This is a genomic window from Glycomyces tritici (assembly GCF_030403505.1).
In genome coordinates this window covers 433,762-450,431 of record NZ_JAUEMJ010000001.1, presented here as the reverse complement: position 1 = coordinate 450,431, position 16,670 = coordinate 433,762, and the positions used below count along the sequence as shown (strand labels likewise).

The following is a 16,670-nucleotide window of genomic DNA, read 5'->3' as shown; positions in this document are numbered from 1 at the left end:
CGGCGCTAGGATGAGACCGCGTACCTGACTCAACAGGGGCGGCCCGAGGAGGGAGCACGATCGATGGGCGCGATGCGGAAGGCAGGCATCTGGCTCGGCCTCATCGAGGACGAGGACGATCGCGGCTACGGCAACGGCTACGAGGAAAACGACGAGTTCGCCGAGGAGCAGCAGGCACCCCAGCGGGTGCGGGGCGCGCAGCGCACCACCGGCCGGGTCGGCCGGGCCGCGTCCGAGGACCGTCCCGTCCGCCAGCTCAACCGCGGATCGGGTTCGGTGACGCCGCTCTCCCGCGACTCGGGCCTCCGCGACTCCGGCGTTCGCGAGACCGGTGTCCGCGAGACCTTGACGCGCGACAACCTCGCGCTGGCCGAGCCCGCGACGGTGCGGCCGGTCCCGGCCGAGGAGGAGTCGCACGCGAACTACCGGATCACGACGCTGCACCCGACGACGTACAACGAGGCGCGGACGATCGGCGAGCGCTACCGCGACGGCACCCCGGTGATCATGAACCTGTCGGAGATGGAGGAGGCCGACGCGAAGCGCCTGGTCGACTTCGCGGCGGGGCTCATCTTCGGGACCCGCGGCTCGTTCGAGCGGGTGACCAACCGCGTGTTCTTGCTCTCGCCCCCCCATGTTCAGGTGACGGCGGAGGACAAGGCCAAGATCGCCGAGGGCGGGTTCTTCAACCAGCCCTGATCCGAGGGATACACTGCGAATCGTGAACCTGGCACTGCAGCTGATCTATCTGGCGCTCTTCGCGTTCTACCTCTTCCTCCTGGCCCGACTGGTGTGCAGCGTGGTGGTGCAGTTCGCCCGCCGCTGGGAGCCCGGACCGAAGTCCGCGGCGCTCCTGGAGACGGTCTACAGCGTGACCGACCCGCCCCTGAAGGGGTTGAGGAAGGTGATTCCGCCTCTCAGGCTTGGTAGTGTATCGATTGATCTGGCGTTCCTGGCGCTGCTCTTGGGTGTGTGGATCCTGATGGACATAGTCATCAGGAACCTCATCGTCTAGCGGCGCCGGGCGAGGGTGCGAAGCACGGTTATCGTGTTGAGTGGCCTTGTGCGCCAGGCGAACAGCTGAGAAGGAGTTTCGAATGCCGCTGACCCCAGCCGACGTTCACAACGTCACGTTCAAGAAACCCATGCTCGGGAAGCGCGGATACGACGAGGACGAGGTCGACGGTTTCCTCGATGAGGTGGAGCGAGAGCTCGCGCGCCTCAGCGATGAGAACGGCGAACTTCGCGCACAGCTCGAGAGTCTCCGCGCCGGCGCCCCCCCCGGGGCGGCCGACCACGCCGAGATGGCCGCCGCACTCGACCGAGTGCAGCGTGAGAAGCACGCCATGGAGCAGCAGCTCCAGGAGCTCGACGGCGAGCTGCACGAGATGCACCAGCAGATGGTCGCCGCTCAGCAGCAGGCGCAGCAGCTTCAGCAGGAACTGGCCCAGCGCGGTCCGGAGCAGCAGGCCTCCGCCCCCGCCGGCGGCGGCGAGCAGGAGGCCCTGCGCCTCCTCATGGTCGCCCAGCGCACCGCCGACGAGCACCTGGAGGACTCCCGCCGGGAGGCCGACACCGTGCTCGGCGAGGCGCAGCGCGAGGCCCAGTCGATGGTCACCGAGGCGCAGCGCGAAGCGCAGACGATGGTCTCGCAGGCCCAGCGCGAGTCGAAGACCATGATGGCCGAGGCGCAGCGCGAGTCGAAGGCCCTCCTGACCGACGCCCAGCGCGAGTCCGAGTCCCTGGTCACCGAGTCGCGTGCCGCGGCCGAGGACCTGGTGGGCCAGGCCCGCGACAAGGCCGAGCGCATGGAGATGGAAGCCGAGCAGGAGCGCCAGAAGGTCATCGGCCAGCTGGAGGACTCCCGTTCGTCGCTGCTCAAGAACATCGAGGAGCTGAAGACCTTCGAGCGCGAGTACCGCACTCGTCTGAAGCTCTACCTCGAGAGCCAGCTGCGCGACCTCAACGGCCAGCAGGGCCGTACCGAGGACGAGGGCTTCGAAGAGGCCCCGCAGCAGACGCCCCCGAGCGAGCGCACCGGCGCCCGGTCCGCGTTCGTGATGCAGGGCGGGCGCGGGTAACCCCACCCGTTCCACTCCCGGCACACCCTCCTCCGGCAGGGCTCTCGAGCGCCGCAGAATGGCCTCGCCAGGCCATAACCTGAACGGGGATCGCCTCGTTAATCATGGTTGAGCGGGTGAGGGCGCGGTTAGCGCCGCCGCCCTCACCGCCGCACCATGCTTCAACGATGCCGCGGTCCCCGCTGGGGGCTGCGAAGGACCGCGCGAGGGCCCCGCTACCTTGCGCAGGGGAGGAATCGACGTGATCGTCAGCAGCCTGCTGATCCTCGTCACCGGGGCGGTCTTGCTGGTCACTGGCATGATCACCGGGAACAACCATTTGCTGGTCTCGTCCATCGCGGCGAGCCTGGCCGCCGGCGTGGCCCTGTACGTCGGGATTCGCGGCCGAGGCGCCAAGCGCCCCCGCGTGGCCCCGCGCCGGGCCGAGTCGACGCGCGGCCCGCAGCGGTCGCCGAGGCGGCCTGACGACGACGACACCCAGCAGTTCCGCCGGATCGGCCTGGACGACACCCCGACCACGGAGATGCCGCTCCTCGAGGGCAAGGTCTTCGAACCCACGGACTACGCGGTGGACCGCGACCCCGAGCTCCGGTTCGAGGACGTGCCGCCCCGGCAGAGCCGCGGCGACGCCCTCAACCGCCACCGCGCCCCGGAATCGACCGCCGACGAGCCGACCGAGCAGCGCATGACGAGCGTCGAGTCGGCGGCCCTCATGCGGCTCGACACCGAGGTCGCCGTCGTCGACGGCCGCCCCCGCTTCCACCACACGGCGTGCTCGCACCTGACGGGTCGCGACCATGAGCCGCTGGCCGTGGCGGAGGCGCTCGAACTGGGCTTCACCCCGTGCGCGATGTGCGAGCCGGTCTCGCGGCTGCTCCTGGTGCCCACCGCGGGGAGCCGCTGACGGCGCCGCTTCCCGGCAAGGGATTGCCTTTCTCGGCCACCCGGTGATCACGCTCGCGGTGACGCGCAGTCCGGACGCAAGTTCCCGAAGTAATTGACCTACTTGCAGGACTTGCGTATCCTGTGTGCTTATTGCGCGGCAGGCCCCCGCCTCGGCGGGGCCTGGCGCGCATTGTCCTCGTTTCGACGAGGCCGTCACGAGTACGCGATTTCGGGAGCCGCCATGCCGAACACCCGATGCGGGCCGCAGCAGCGGCGCCGCCGTGCTCTGACGCCACCGGAACCCGAGCCGACATACCCCTCCAGAGGCGCGTCATGACTCCAGCGAAGAAGACTCAGAAGCAGGCCGTGAAGAAGGCGGTCAAGAAGGCTGCGGCGAAGAAGGCGGTGGTGAAGAAGGCCGTCGCGAAGGCGCCGACGGCGAGCGTCGCGAAGAAGGCCGCTGCCAAGAAGGCCGCGAAGCAGGCGCCGCCCGCGCCCGCCGTCGAGGCGGGCGCCGGCGAGGAGGAGACCGAGGCCCAGCAGTTGCGCTCCGAGAGCGAGCAGGCCGAGCTGCGCGCCGCCTTGAAGGAGCGGCTGGACGAGCTCGTGGAGGAGCAGCAGCGCTACACCGACTCGATCACCCTCGCCCAGCGCGAGCGCTTGAGCGACACCGCCGGGGACGACCAGATCGACTCCGGTTCCAAGACCGTCGAGCATGAGCACGAGGTCGCGGTCGCCGGTTCGCTCTCCGAGCGGATCAGGCAGGTCAGCCACGCACTCGAGCGCCTCGACGAGGGCGGCTACGGCTTCTGTGAGAAGTGCGGTAATCCCATCCCGGCGGCGCGGTTGGCCGCGTTCCCGTCGGCTACCCTCTGCGTCAGTTGCAAACAGCTGGAGGAGCGACGCTGAGCGAGGACACGCAGCCCGGGACCGAAGCAGGTTCGGGTCCCGACGAGACCACCACCCCTGAGAAGATGCCCCGCCGCAGGGTCGGGCTGACGATAGCGGCACTGCTGATAGCGGTGTTCGCGGTCGGTCTCGACCAGTGGACGAAGCACCTGGCCGAGGCGAACCTGGAGCCGAGCGATCCGGTGCGGATCCTGGGCGGTCTGGTGTACCTGGACCTGACGTGGAACTCGGGGGCGGCGTTCAGCCTCGGCACGGACTACACGTGGATCTTCACCATCATCGCCTCGGCGGTGGTGGTGTTCCTGATCGTGCTCTCGACCCGGATCGTGTACCCGGCGTGGGCGATCGCGATCGGCCTGGTCCTGGGCGGCGCCGCGGGCAACCTGTTCGACCGGTACTTCCGGGAGCCGGGCTTCGCGCACGGGCACGTCGTGGACTTCATCAGCGTGTTCAAGCCGGACGCGCAGGCGTTCCCGATCTTCAACATCGCCGACTCCGCGCTGTGCTGCGGCGTGGTGCTCATCGTGCTGCTGGAGCTGACCGGGCACGGCTTCTCGCCGGAGTCCCGCAAGGCGTCGCCGAGCAAGGGCGACAAGCAGAAGGAGACGGCATGAGCGACGTGGCCGCGCGCCAGACGCGCGCCATGCCTGTCCCCGAGGGCTTCGAGGGCCAGCGGGTCGACCAGGTCGTCTCGCGGCTGCTGGGCCTGTCCCGGACCGTGGCCGCCGAGCTGGTCGCGGCCGGCGACGTGACGATCGACGGGGCGCCGTGCCAGACCAAGTCCGAGCGCGTGAGCGCCGGGGCCTGGATGGAGGTGGTGCTCCCGCCGCCGCCCGAGGACGTGCTGGTGCGGCGCGCCGAGCCCGTCGAGGGCCTCGACATCGTGTTCGACGACGACGACATCGTGGTGGTCATGAAGCCCGTGGGCGTTGCGGCGCACCCGAGCCCGGGCTGGTCGGGTCCCACGGTCACCGGCGGCCTCGCCGCCGCCGGGTACCGGATCTCCAGCCACGGACCCGATGAGCGCCAAGGGATCGTGCACCGCCTGGACGTGGGCACCTCGGGCCTGATGGTGGTCGCCAAGAGCGAGGCCGCGTACTCGGAGCTCAAGCGCGCCTTCAAGGAGCGCCGGGTCTCGAAGCGGTACCGCGCGGTGGCCCAAGGGCATCCGGACCCGCTGTCGGGGACCGTGGACGCCCCGATCGGGCGGCACCCGCGCCACGACTACAAGTGGGCGGTCGTCGCGGACGGCAAGCCGAGCATCACGCACTACGACACGATCGAGGTCTTCCCTGGGGCGTCCCTCATGGACGTCGGCCTGGAGACCGGTCGGACGCACCAGATCCGGGTGCACTTCTCGGCCCTGGGGCACCCGCTGGTGGGCGATGCGACCTACGGCGCGGACCCGAAGATGGCCGAGCGGCTGGGGTTGACCCGCCAGTGGCTGCACGCGTACCGCCTGGAGTTCGCGCACCCGACGCGCGGTGCGACGGTCACCTTCACGAGTGATTACCCCGCCGACCTCGAATTGGCACTGGCGCGGTTGCGAGAGGACTCCTAGGGAGCCACTAGACTGGTTCTTGAAAGACGCTGTGTCAACGCCCGCGCATCGCCGCACCGGGCGTAACGCACGCCTCACCGTCGGGCCCGCAGGCCCGCGATTCGCAACGGGCCTTGAGGGATCGTCGTGATCTAATAGTCGCGGGTGGTAATGGTTTCCGGTCGGGGTGGCGACGCTTCAGTCGGCCGCAGCGCAGCTGCGAGCCGCGGATTGGTCCGCCCGAGAGGAGGTTGTGAGTGAACACGCCCGAAGCTTGGAACAACGACCGGTCAGACGGTTCCCGCTGGCAGAAGCTCCTGGGACGTCGCGGTCGTGCCGGAGGCGCGCAGCAGACCCCGACGCCCCCGCCGCGCGAGGCCTACCCGCCCTCACCGCCGGTCGGGCCGCCGCCCGGTCAGGCGCACTACTCCGTGCCCACCGCGGGCCGCCGCCCTCCCGTCGCCACGCAGACGCCGCCGAGCGCCGCGCAGCTCGCGGGCCAGGTGCGCGCGCCCCAGCAGGGCCTGCCGCCGCAGCCGCGCCGCCAGCAGCACACCGAGCCGAGCCCCGTCGCGCTGCAGCGCCTGCGCCGCGACCTGGGCCGCAGCCGGGTCATCGCCTTCATCAACCCCAAAGGCGGCGTGCACAAGACCACCGCCACCGTGCTCTCGGCCGCGGCCATGGGCACGGCCCGCAACGGCGGCGTGATCGCCTGGGACGACAACGAACTGCGCGGCACGCTGGGCCTGCGGGCCGGGTCCGCGCGGCACGGGCGCACCATCCGCCACCTCGTGGAGCACCTCGACCAGGTCGAGGCCGCCGGGGTGCACCTGCCCGAGCACCTCGACGAGTTCCTGCGCCACTCCTCCGACGGCTCCTTCGACGTCCTCGCCGGCGACGAGGACCCGAAGCTGCAGCGCCGCCTCGACCCGACCACGGTCCTGCGGGTGCTCGACATCCTCACCCGCACGCACGGCATCGTCTGCATCGACACGGGCAACAACGTGGAGTCCCCGAACTGGCGCACCGTGGTCTCCTCGGTGGACCGGCTCGTGGTCACGACCGTGCCCCGCGAGGACGCGGCGTTCTCGGCGGACTGGATGCTCGACCACCTGGAGGAGGGCGGCTACGGGAACCTCGTCAAGAACGCGGTCACCCTCCTGTCCATGCCGACCCCGAACCCCGGGCCGCTGCTGAACGACCTCCAGCGGCACTTCTCGCAGCGCACCCGCGCGTGCGCGGTGGTGCCGTACGACCCGTCGCTCGAGCCGGGCGCGAAGATCGAGTTCTCGGCGCTCAGGCCGGAGACGCGCGCGGCGTGGTTCGAGGCCGCCGCGACCATTGTCGACGGTTTGTAACCGACGCGTTCCGCACCGTCCGCCCCCGTACATCCCTGACGGGCGCGGGCACCGCTGTGGCAGGATTCCAGGCGTGACTGACGACGCCGAGCGCACCGTGAACCTTCGTCCGGACGACAGTGCGGGCAGGGAAGGGGCGGCGGTCGCCCCGGCGGACCCGGCCGAATCCCAGGGCGGCGCCCCCCGCGACGACGACCCCCACCTCTACGGCAGGGGCACCCGCTCGGAGCGGACGATCGGCCGCGACCTGCTCGCCGCCGGGTTCCTCGCCGTCGTCCTCACCGCGCTCGGCCTCCCGGCCGCGATGCTGTGGCAGCTGATCACCCCGCGCGTGGAGTTCGTGGTCCTCGACGGCGGCTGGGCCTCGACCGAGACCTATCCGAGCGGCTACGTCGAGGGCGACCTGGTGTTCGCCGGGATCGGCCTGGTCCTGGGCATCCTCGCGGCGGCCTTCGCGTGGGCCGCGATGCGCGAGCGGCGCGGTCCGCTGCTCCTGCTCGGCCTGGTCATCGGCTCGATCGGCTGCCAGGTGGTGGCGTGGAAGATCGGCGCGAAGGAATGGCAGCACTTCTGGGACGCGGTCGAGCGCGCCCCCGTCGGCGCCCACATGTGGCGCCCGCCGTCGGTCCTGTTCGTCGAGCTCGACCCCGCCGCGGCGTGGGCGGCGCTGAGGGTCGGCAACCTCACAGCGACTCTCGACTCCCTCCAGCTCGGGGCCCTGGCGGTCATGGCCCTCGCCGCGACCTTCACTTACACCGTCTGCGCGGGCTGGTCACGTCGGCCCAGTCTTCGAACGGACGCTCCCGAATAGCGGTATGCCTTTTGACCTGGAAAGCCGGGCAACTACGCTGGGACCGTGCTCAGACGCATCGACCTTTCAGGAGAAGTACCCGGCTACTCGGCCCGCGCCCTGCGCGAGCTGATGCCGCGCGCCGCATTCGACGTCAACGAGGCCCTGCGCTCGGTCCAGCCGCTGATCGACGACATCAGGCATCGCGGGACCGCCGCGGTCGTGGAGATCGTCGAGCGCTTCGACCATGTGCGCCTTGAGCACCTGCGCGTCCCCGACAGCGCGATCAAGACCGCCGTCGAGGAGCTCGACCCCGAGCTGCGCCGCGCCTACCAGACCTCGATCGACCGGGTGCGCGCCGCGCACGAGGCCCAGCGCCTCCCCGAGGTCGTCACCGAGGTCGCTCCCGGCGGCACCGTCACCGAGCGGTACCTGCCGGTCGGCCGCGTGGGCCTGTACGCGCCCGGCGGCCTCGCCGTGCTCGCCTCCTCCGTGATCATGAACGCCGTCCCGGCCCAGATCGCCGGGGTCGGCTCGATCGCGCTCGCGTCACCCGCCCAGAAGCACAACGGCGGCCTGCCCGACCAGGGCATCCTCGCCGTCGCCGGGATGCTCGGCCTCGACGAGGTCTACAGCGTGGGCGGCCCGGCCGCCATCGGCATGTTCGCGTACGGCACCGACGAGTGCGCGCCGGTCGACATGATCACGGGCCCGGGGAACATCTACGTCACCGCCGCGAAGCGGGCCGTGCGCGGCCTCGTGGGCATCGACGCCGAAGCCGGGACCACCGAGATCGCCGTCATCGCAGACGCGACCGCCGACCCGGTCCACGTGGCCGTCGACCTCATCAGCCAGGCCGAGCACGACCCGGCCGCCGCCTCGGTCCTCATCACCGACTCGGCCGACCTGGCCGACGCGGTGGACGACGAACTCGCACGCCGCGTACCGGACACCCGCCACGCCGGGCGCATCCAGACCGCGCTCGCGGGGGAGCAGTCCGGGACGATCCTCGTCGCCGACATCGACGAAGCGGTGGCCGTGGCCGACGCCTACGCCGCCGAGCACCTGGAGGTCCAGACCGCGGACGCCCGCGAGGTGGCCCTGCGCATCCGCAACGCCGGGGCGATCTTCGTCGGCGCCTACTCGCCGGTCTCCCTCGGCGACTACTGCGCCGGCTCCAACCACGTGCTCCCCACCGGCGGCTGCGCCCGCCACTCGGCCGGGCTGAGCGTCCACACGTTCCTGCGCGCGGTCCACCTCATCGACTACACGCGCGAGGCCCTCGAAGTCGTCGCCGACGACGTCGTGGCCTTCGCCAACTCCGAGGACCTTCCCTCGCACGGCGAAGCCGTGTCCGCGAGATTCGAGGGCAAATGAGTACAGGGTTCACTCCGGTTCAAGGCGCGGCGGGCGACGGGAGCGAGATCGAGAACCTGCTCCGCGAGGACCTTCGCGGGCAGTCGCCGTACGGTGCGCCGCAGCTCGACGTGCCGGTGCAGCTGAACACCAACGAGAACGCGTTCGCCATCCCCCACGAGGTGGCGGCCGTGATCGCCGAGTTCATCGGGCGCGAACTGCGCGGCCTCAACCGCTACCCCGACCGGGACGCGGTGGCGCTGCGCACCGACCTCGCCGACTACCTCGGGCACGGCCTCACCGCCGACCACGTGTGGGCCGCCAACGGCTCCAACGAGATCCTGCAGCAGCTGCTCCAGGCCTTCGGCGGGCCGGGCCGCACCGTGCTCGGCTTCATGCCCTCCTATTCGATGCACCCGCTGCTCGCCCGCGGCACCGGCACCGCCTTCGTGGACGCCGGACGCGAGGACGACTACACGCTCAGCCCCGCGTACGTGCGCGACGCGATCGCCGAGCACGACCCGGACCTGGTCTTCCTCGTGTCGCCGAACAACCCGACAGGGACCGCGCTCGAGCCCGACGTCATCGACGCCGCCTACGAGGCCGCCCGCGGCATCGTGGTCATCGACGAGGCCTACGCCGAGTTCGCCCGCGACCCGCGCTCGACCGCCCTGGGCCGCTTGGAAGGGCGCAAGCGCCTCGTCGTCACCCGCACCCTCAGCAAGGCGTTCGCGTTCGCCGGCGCCCGCGTCGGCTACCTCGCCGCCGACCCCGAACTCGTCGAGAAGCTGCTGCTGGTGCGCCTGCCGTACCACCTCTCGAGCATCACGCAGGCCGCCGCGCGCGGCGCGCTCGCGTGCGCCGCCCAGCTCCAGGCCGAAGTGGACGAGCTCAAGCACCAGCGCGACCGCATCGTCAAGAACCTGCGCGCCAAGGGACTCCCCGTCGCCGACTCCGACGCGAACTTCGTGCTCGTCGGGGGCCTGCGCGACGCCGGGGCCGCCTGGAAGCTGATCCTCGACCAGGGCGTGCTCATCCGCGACGTCGGCCTCCCCGGCCGCCTGCGGATCACCGCCGGCACCGAGGACGAGACCACCGCGCTGCTCGACGCCTTCGACCAGGCGCTGGAGCAACGACCCGATATGTTCGACCTGCAGGAGCAACAACCGTGAGCCGCACCGCGCACATCGTCCGCACCACCGGCGAGACCAGCGTCGACGTCTACGTCGACCTCGACGGCGCCGAGAAGACCGTCGACATCTCCACCGGCGTCGGCTTCTACGACCACATGCTCCACCAGCTCGGCAAGCACGGCGGCTTCGACCTCAAGATCGCCGTCAAGGGCGACCTCCACATCGACGCCCACCACACGATGGAGGACACCGCGATCGCCCTCGGCCAGGCCTTCGCCGAGGCCCTGGGCGACAAGGCCGGCGTCGTGCGCTTCGCCGACGCCTCCGTGCCCCTCGACGAGGTGCTCGCACGCGCCGTCGTGGACCTCTCGGGCCGCCCGTACATGGTCCACGAGGAGCCGATGGACATCGCCCCGATGATCAGCACGGACTACCCGACCTCGATGACCCGCCACATCCTCGAGTCCTTCGCCTACCACGCCCGGATCTGCCTGCACGTCACCGTGCTCCGCGCCTCCAACCCCGGCCAGAAGCCCGACGCGCACCACGTGATCGAGGCCCAGTTCAAGGCCCTCGCCCGGGCCCTGAAGTACGCCACCCGCATCGACGGCACCGACATCCCCTCCACCAAGGGCGTCCTGTGACCTACGCGGGGCCGATCCTGCTCATGGCGGTCGCCGGCATCCTCCTCGGCGGATCGCTGAGCCTGCGCAAGAACGAGAAGTACGCCGCCGCGATCATCGTCGCGGCCTGCGCCGTGGCCGCGTTCCTCGGCGGCGTCTACCTGATCTACGGCTAGGGGAGTCCCATGGCGAAACCCAGTGTGGCCCTGTTCGACTACGGCTCGGGCAACCTCCGCTCGGCGTTCCGCGCCTTGGAGCGCGCCGGAGCCGACGTCGAGCTCACCAGCGACCTCGACAAGGCCCGTCGCGCCGCAGGGCTGTTCGTGCCCGGCGTGGGCGCCTACGCGGCCTGCATGGAGGGCATCCTCAAACACGGCGTGGACGCGGTGATCCGCGAGCGCGCCGCCGCCGGAGCCCCGGTCCTCGGCGTCTGCGTCGGCGAGCAGGTCCTGTTCGAGGAGGGCGTCGAGCACGGGGTCCGGACCCGCGGCGTCGGCGTCTTCGAAGGCCGCGTGGAACTCCTTGCGGCCCAGCGCATCCCGCACATGGGCTGGAACACCGTCGACGCCGCCGAAGGCATGCGGCTCTTCGCCGGCATCGACCCCGGCGAGCGCTTCTACTTCGTGCACTCCTACGCCGCCAAGGCCGTGCCCCCGGGCGCGCTGGCCGCGATCTGCACGCACGACGAGCCGTTCGTGGCCGCCGTGGAGCGCGGCTCGGTGGCCGCCACCCAGTTCCACCCCGAGAAGTCCGGCGACGCCGGGTACGCGCTGCTGTCCAACTGGATCAAGGGATTGTGATGACCGAACTTCAGCTTCTTCCGGCCGTCGACGTGACCGGCGGCAAGGCCGTCCAGCTCGTGCAGGGCGTCGCCGGCTCCGGCAAGGCGTACGGCGACCCGATCGAGGCCGCCCTCGAGTGGCAGCGCCAGGGCGCCGAGTGGCTGCACCTGGTGGACCTCGACGCGGCCTTCGGGCGCGGTACGAACCACGGTCTGCTCGCCGAGGTCGTGTCGAAAGTGGACATGCAGGTGGAGATCTCCGGCGGCATCCGCGACGACGAGACCCTGAAGCGCGCCTTGGACTCCGGGGCCCGCCGCGTCAACATCGGCACCGCCGCGCTCGAGAACCCGGAGTGGTGCGACCGCATCTGCGGCGAGTACGGCGACCGGGTCGCCATCGGCCTCGACGTCAAGGGCGGGCGCCTGGCCGCGCGCGGCTGGACCCGCGAGGGCGGCGAGCTCTTCGAGACCCTGGAGCGGCTCGAGCGCGCCGGGTGCGAGCGGTACGTCGTCACCGACGTCAACAGCGACGGGATGCTCTCGGGCCCGAACCTGGACCTGCTGCGCTCGGTCTGTGAGGCCACCGACAAGCCCGTGATCGCCTCCGGCGGCGTCTCCTCGCTCGAGGACCTGCGGGCCCTCGCCGGCCTGACGGGCATCGGCGTCGAGGGTGCCATTGTCGGAACGGCGCTGTATGAGCGTAACTTCACGGTCGCTGAGGCGTTGAACCTGTTGAAGGGACTGTAACCACAGGGGAGGCGCGCATGGCATTGGTCGAACGGGTACCGGAGACCGGGCCGTGGGCGCAGCTCTACGGTTACTCGCGCGCAGTCGCGGTGGGGCCCTTGGTCCTCACCAGTGCGTGCACCGCCGATGTCGAAGCGCGCCCGCACCTGAAGGGCGACGCCGCCGGGCAGGCCCGCGAGGCCTTCCGCACCGCCCTGGACGCGATGGTCCACGCCGGTGCCGGCGTCTCCGACGTGGTGCGCTCCCGCCTCTATGTGACCGACCCGGCCCACGCCGACCCGGTGGGCCGGGTCCACGGCGAGTTCTTCGGCGTCGTCAAGCCCACCGCCACCGTGGTGATCGTGAGCGGCCTCTTCCACCCCGGCCAGATCGTGGCCGTCGAACTCGAGGCCTTCCGCGCCTGGAGGGACATCGACTGACGCGACGGCGCTTCGCATTGGGCGCCATGTCAGACCCGTCCGGCGGTATCGACATCGGGGGGTTCCCGGTGCCCGATTTGCGCAGACGACCCCGAACCGCATGCGATGATCCGAGGGCCCGCGAGCCTGTGCACCTGAACGAGCGTTCAGTAGTATGGGCCTTGAGCCTGACCGGGGCTCGCCGAAGCGGTCGCATCGGAGTCCGCGGGCCACGAGCCCGCGACCACGGCGGGGCCGGCGCGGCAGGAACGACCGAAAATGGGGTGTCACCGTGGACGCTGAGTCGATCGCCGAAGGCCGGGAGCGCTGGGCCAAGCGCTATGAGTCCGCCACTCGACGGGAGGCCGACTTCACCACCCTCTCGGGGCTCGAGACCGAACCGGTCTACGGCCCGCCCGAAGGCGTGGCCGACCCCCGCATGGACCGCATCGGCTGGCCCGGCGAGTTCCCCTTCACCCGCGGGCTCTACCCCACCGGCTACCGCGGCCGCCCCTGGACGATCCGCCAGTTCGCCGGCTTCGGCAACGCCGAGCAGACCAACGCCCGCTACAAGATGCTCCTCAAGGCGGGTGGCGGCGGCCTCTCCGTCGCGTTCGACATGCCCACCCTGATGGGCCGCGACTCCGACGAGGCCGCGTCCCTCGGCGAGGTCGGCCACTGCGGCGTCGCGATCGACTCCACCGCCGACATGGACCGCCTCTTCGCCGGCATCGACCTCGGCGGCGTCACCACCTCGATGACCATCTCCGGCCCCGCGATCCCCATCTTCTGCATGTACCTCGCCGCCGCCGAACGCCAGGGCGTCGACATCTCCATACTGGACGGCACGCTCCAGACGGACATCCACAAGGAGTACATCGCCCAGAAGGAGTGGCTGTTCCCGCCCGAGCCGCACCTGCGCCTCATCGGCGACCTCATGGCCTACTGCGCCGAGAACATCCCGCGCTACAAGCCGCTCTCGGTCTCCGGCTACCACATCCGCGAGGCCGGATCGACTGCAGCGCAAGAACTCGCCTTCACCCTCGCCGACGGCTTCTCCTATGTGGAACTCGGGCTCTCGCGCGGCCTCGACGTCGACCGCTTCGCCCCCGGCCTCTCGTTCTTCTTCGACGCGCACATCGACTTCTTCGAGGAGATCGCCAAGTTCCGCGCCGCCCGCCGCATCTGGGCCCGCTGGCTCCGGGACGTCTACGGCGCCAAGACCGACCGCGCCCAGTGGCTCCGCTTCCACACCCAGACCGCCGGCGTCTCCCTCACCGCGCAGCAGCCCTACAACAACGTCGTGCGCACCGCCGTCGAAGCCCTCGCCGCCATCATGGGCGGCACGAACTCCCTGCACACCAACGCGCTCGACGAGACCCTCGCCCTCCCCACCGACCAGTCCGCCGAGATCGCCCTCCGCACCCAGTCGGTCCTGCGCGACGAGACCGGCGTCCTCAACGTCGCCGACCCGCTCGGCGGCTCCTGGTACGTCGAGGCCCTCACCGACAAGATCGAGGCCGAAGCCGAGAAGATCTTCCTCCAGATCCTCGCCCTCGGCGGCGAGGCGGGGAAGGACCCCGCCGCGGTCGCCCTCGACGCCATGAAGGCCGATGCCGACAGCGAAGGCGCCGCGCGCCACGAGATCGGCCCCGTCACCTCCGGCATCCTGCAGGGCATCGAGGACGGCTGGTTCAACGCCGAGATCGCCGAGGCCGCCTTCACCTACCAGCAGCAGCTCGAGGACGGCACCAAGCACATCGTCGGCGTCACCGAACTCCACGACACCGTCACCCCCGACCTGGAGATCCTCCGCATCTCCGGCGACGTCGAACGCGAGCAGAACGACGTGCTCGCACGCCGCCGCGCCGAACGCGACAACGCCGCCGTCGACCGCGCGCTGAGCGAGATCGCCGTGGCCGCAAAAGGCACGGCGAACCTCATCGAGCCGATCCTGGCGGCGGCCCGCGCGGAGGCGACCCTGGGGGAGATCTGCGGGGTGCTGCGCGAGGAGTGGGGCGAGTACCGCGAGACCACCGGACTCTGACGGTTTCGGTGCCGCACCGGCCGTATTGCTGCTTCCGGTGACGATCGGCACATGAGGAGGTTTCGGATTATTGCCGACAGGGTACCCAACCCTGCAGTAACAACGAAATATGAGATGAGTGTCCCCCGAGATCCCCTATCTCCCTTATAATCCGAAATTTACCTCTTCTATTATTGCCCCAAGCTCGCACTGAGACTTACAATGAGAAGCGTCAGGCCCCCCGAGCGGGCAACATGCTTCAACCGATGTCCACAAGGACTGGAGGGCGAATCGCATGGCGGACAAACGCACAGAAGGCAAGCGCAAGGGTTCCGACGAGTACGGTCACCTGGCGCCGCTGTTCCGGGAGCTGGCCTCCCTCGACGAGAACGACCCGCGCCGGGCAGAGGTGCGGGACCGACTCGTCACCGGCCACCTTCCCCTGGCGGAGCACATCGCGCAGCGGTTCTCCGGCAAAGGCATCGCGAAGGACGACCTCGTGCAGGTCGCCTCCGTCGGCCTCATCCACGCCGTGGACCGCTTCGATCCCGACCAGGGGGCGGACTTCCTCTCGTACGCGGTGCCCACGGTCATGGGCGAGGTGCGACGGCACTTCCGCGACACCAGTTGGCCCATGCGCGTCCCGCGTCGGCTGCAGGAGCTGCGGATCGCGCTGAACCAGGCGGGCGGCGAGCTCTCGCAGCGACTCGGCCGGCCGCCGACGGACGAGGAAGTGGCCGAGCACCTCGAGATCACGGTCGCCGAGGTGCAGGAAGGCTACGAGGCGCGGCAGGCCTACCGGGCGGTCTCGCTCGACGAGCCGCCGTTCGCCGACGGGGAGCGCTCGACGCTCGCCGAGTCGGTGGGCGAGGAGGACGCCGCGCTCGAGCTCGTCGAGAACCACGAATCGCTCGTGCCGCTCATCCAGGAGCTTCCGCAGCGGGAGCGCAAGATCCTGGCATTGCGGTACTACGGCGACATGACCCAGACGCAGATCGCCGAAGAGGTGGGCATCTCGCAGATGCACGTCTCCCGGCTCCTCCACCGCACGTTGGAGGACCTGCGCGAAGGACTGGACCAGGCCGCCCGTTAGGGCGCCGTCCGAGAAGAGGAGCACCACGCCGGAGCGGCGGGCCGAGAGGCCCGCCGCTCCGGTCTTCGCTGTGGCTTCGCCTCGTTGCGGGCAGGGTGCCTTGCGGTGCAGGCCGATCGCACGCCGCTGCGGGATCGGGAGGTCGTGGCGGGACCGGCGGGGTGGCTCGGATGCCGGCGCTGAGAAGCCCTCAGGGGCCGTGCCACGGCACCTCGGAGGTCTGCGGCCTTCAGACGTCGCGATGGCTCAGCGCGTCGCGGATCTTGTCGATGAACCCGATGCCGGGGCCGAGGATGAGGTTGCCCGGCGGCGTGTCGGGCGCGTGGGGGTGCGGCCGGGTGGGCGCGAACTCCTTGGCGGCCAGCACCTTGAACCCGAGGTCCTGGAGCTCCTCTTCGTCGCAGGCCTCGCGCAGGCGGGGGAGGAGGTGGCGCTCCTCCTCGTCCAGGTGGTGGCGCACGTCCTCGATCATCGCCGCGAGGAGCTCCTCGAAGCGCGGGTCCTCCGGCCCGAGCCCTTCGAGCTCCTTCATGACCTTCTCGGCCTCCGCGTGCTCCTCGATCTCGTGCTCGACGATCTCGTCGCCGTCGGGGAGGACGGAGCGGGCGGCCGGGTACACGAACTGCTCCTCGGCGACGCCGTGGCGGACGATCTCCGCGATCACGTGGTCGGCGAGGTCCTTGCGGACGGCGTCGTCCCCGGTCGGGTCCTCGAGCTCGGCGAACACGGCCTGGAACCGGCGGTGGTCCTGGATGATGACATCGATCAGGTCGGTGTCTGCCTCGGTCTCCGGCATCGGTCCTCCATTGTGCAATCGCTCGGGCTCAGTGAGTACCCGTCCTTGCTCCGGCGAACCCCCCGACACGCGGCAAGGCGCCGCCGCGGCTCTCGCCGCGGCGGCGCCGCCACCCCCTGTGGCCGTGCGTCCCAGGTACTCCCGGTCAGGCCTT

General features: G+C 70.6%; 19 protein-coding genes. 18 read left to right on the top strand and 1 reads right to left on the bottom strand.

The genetic code is table 11. The features are described 5' to 3' along the window. Positions 1–63: 63 nt before the first annotated feature. The 18 genes from QWI33_RS02085 (at position 64) to QWI33_RS02000 (ending at position 15,720) form a co-directional block, all read left to right on the top strand. Positions 64–699 (top strand): cell division protein SepF, encoded by a 636-nt coding sequence (locus QWI33_RS02085; RefSeq protein WP_289954375.1) that lies wholly within the window; start codon positions 64–66, stop codon positions 697–699. Between the two features lie 19 nt (positions 700–718). Continuing rightward, the gene (locus QWI33_RS02080; RefSeq protein WP_353895376.1) at positions 719–1,015 is read left to right on the top strand and encodes a YggT family protein; all 297 of its coding nucleotides are present in this window, start codon (positions 719–721) and stop codon (positions 1,013–1,015) included. Positions 1,016–1,097: 82 nt separating this feature from the next. Further along, positions 1,098–2,081 carry a DivIVA domain-containing protein gene (locus QWI33_RS02075; protein WP_289954372.1) on the top strand — a complete coding sequence of 328 codons (984 nt, stop codon included), beginning with the start codon at positions 1,098–1,100 and terminating at the stop codon, positions 2,079–2,081. Between the two features lie 241 nt (positions 2,082–2,322). Beyond that, the gene (locus QWI33_RS02070) at positions 2,323–2,985 is read left to right on the top strand and encodes a hypothetical protein (protein ID WP_289954371.1); all 663 of its coding nucleotides are present in this window, start codon (positions 2,323–2,325) and stop codon (positions 2,983–2,985) included. Between the two features lie 524 nt (positions 2,986–3,509). Beyond that, positions 3,510–3,875: a TraR/DksA family transcriptional regulator gene (locus tag QWI33_RS29300; RefSeq protein WP_353895375.1), complete on the top strand. Its 366-nt coding sequence runs from the start codon at positions 3,510–3,512 to the stop codon at positions 3,873–3,875. Continuing rightward, positions 3,848–4,489, top strand: a complete 642-nt coding sequence (lspA, locus tag QWI33_RS02060; protein ID WP_289954365.1) for a signal peptidase II — start codon at positions 3,848–3,850, stop codon at positions 4,487–4,489. Before QWI33_RS29300 ends, lspA begins: the two co-directional genes overlap by 28 nt. Beyond that, positions 4,486–5,436, top strand: coding sequence for an RluA family pseudouridine synthase (locus QWI33_RS02055; RefSeq protein ID WP_289954363.1), 951 nt, complete (start codon positions 4,486–4,488; stop codon positions 5,434–5,436). Before lspA ends, QWI33_RS02055 begins: the two co-directional genes overlap by 4 nt. Positions 5,437–5,672: 236 nt before the next feature. Next, the gene (locus QWI33_RS02050; RefSeq protein WP_289954360.1) at positions 5,673–6,773 is read left to right on the top strand and encodes a MinD/ParA family ATP-binding protein; all 1,101 of its coding nucleotides are present in this window, start codon (positions 5,673–5,675) and stop codon (positions 6,771–6,773) included. A 73-nt stretch (positions 6,774–6,846) separates the two neighbouring features. Next, the gene (locus QWI33_RS02045; RefSeq protein WP_289954359.1) at positions 6,847–7,584 is read left to right on the top strand and encodes a DUF2567 domain-containing protein; all 738 of its coding nucleotides are present in this window, start codon (positions 6,847–6,849) and stop codon (positions 7,582–7,584) included. Between the two features lie 45 nt (positions 7,585–7,629). Continuing rightward, positions 7,630–8,940 (top strand): histidinol dehydrogenase, encoded by a 1,311-nt coding sequence (gene hisD, locus QWI33_RS02040; protein WP_289954358.1) that lies wholly within the window; start codon positions 7,630–7,632, stop codon positions 8,938–8,940. After that, complete coding sequence (locus QWI33_RS02035; RefSeq protein ID WP_289954356.1) at positions 8,937–10,091, top strand: histidinol-phosphate transaminase; 1,155 nt, start codon at positions 8,937–8,939, stop codon at positions 10,089–10,091. Before hisD ends, QWI33_RS02035 begins: the two co-directional genes overlap by 4 nt. Further along, positions 10,088–10,696 (top strand): imidazoleglycerol-phosphate dehydratase HisB, encoded by a 609-nt coding sequence (gene hisB / locus QWI33_RS02030; RefSeq protein ID WP_289954354.1) that lies wholly within the window; start codon positions 10,088–10,090, stop codon positions 10,694–10,696. The genes QWI33_RS02035 and hisB overlap by 4 nt, the downstream gene beginning before the upstream one ends. After that, the gene (locus tag QWI33_RS02025) at positions 10,693–10,851 is read left to right on the top strand and encodes a hypothetical protein (RefSeq protein ID WP_289954351.1); all 159 of its coding nucleotides are present in this window, start codon (positions 10,693–10,695) and stop codon (positions 10,849–10,851) included. Before hisB ends, QWI33_RS02025 begins: the two co-directional genes overlap by 4 nt. Before the next feature lie 9 nt (positions 10,852–10,860). Next, entirely contained in the window at positions 10,861–11,475 is a 615-nt protein-coding gene (gene hisH / locus QWI33_RS02020; protein ID WP_289954349.1) for an imidazole glycerol phosphate synthase subunit HisH, read from the top strand. Then, positions 11,475–12,203, top strand: a complete 729-nt coding sequence (gene priA, locus QWI33_RS02015; protein ID WP_289954348.1) for a bifunctional 1-(5-phosphoribosyl)-5-((5-phosphoribosylamino)methylideneamino)imidazole-4-carboxamide isomerase/phosphoribosylanthranilate isomerase PriA — start codon at positions 11,475–11,477, stop codon at positions 12,201–12,203. Before hisH ends, priA begins: the two co-directional genes overlap by 1 nt. A 17-nt stretch (positions 12,204–12,220) precedes the next feature. Further along, complete coding sequence (locus tag QWI33_RS02010; protein ID WP_289954345.1) at positions 12,221–12,622, top strand: Rid family hydrolase; 402 nt, start codon at positions 12,221–12,223, stop codon at positions 12,620–12,622. Positions 12,623–12,893: 271 nt separating this feature from the next. Then, the gene (icmA, locus tag QWI33_RS02005; RefSeq protein ID WP_289954343.1) at positions 12,894–14,648 is read left to right on the top strand and encodes a coenzyme B12-dependent isobutyryl-CoA mutase large subunit; all 1,755 of its coding nucleotides are present in this window, start codon (positions 12,894–12,896) and stop codon (positions 14,646–14,648) included. A gap of 274 nt (positions 14,649–14,922) precedes the next feature. Next, complete coding sequence (locus tag QWI33_RS02000; RefSeq protein WP_289954341.1) at positions 14,923–15,720, top strand: SigB/SigF/SigG family RNA polymerase sigma factor; 798 nt, start codon at positions 14,923–14,925, stop codon at positions 15,718–15,720. A gap of 229 nt (positions 15,721–15,949) precedes the next feature. On the opposite strand, the gene QWI33_RS01995 is transcribed toward QWI33_RS02000, so the two are convergent. After that, complete coding sequence (locus QWI33_RS01995; RefSeq protein WP_289954339.1) at positions 15,950–16,516, bottom strand: hemerythrin domain-containing protein; 567 nt, start codon at positions 16,514–16,516, stop codon at positions 15,950–15,952. Between the last annotated feature and the right edge of the window lie 154 nt (positions 16,517–16,670).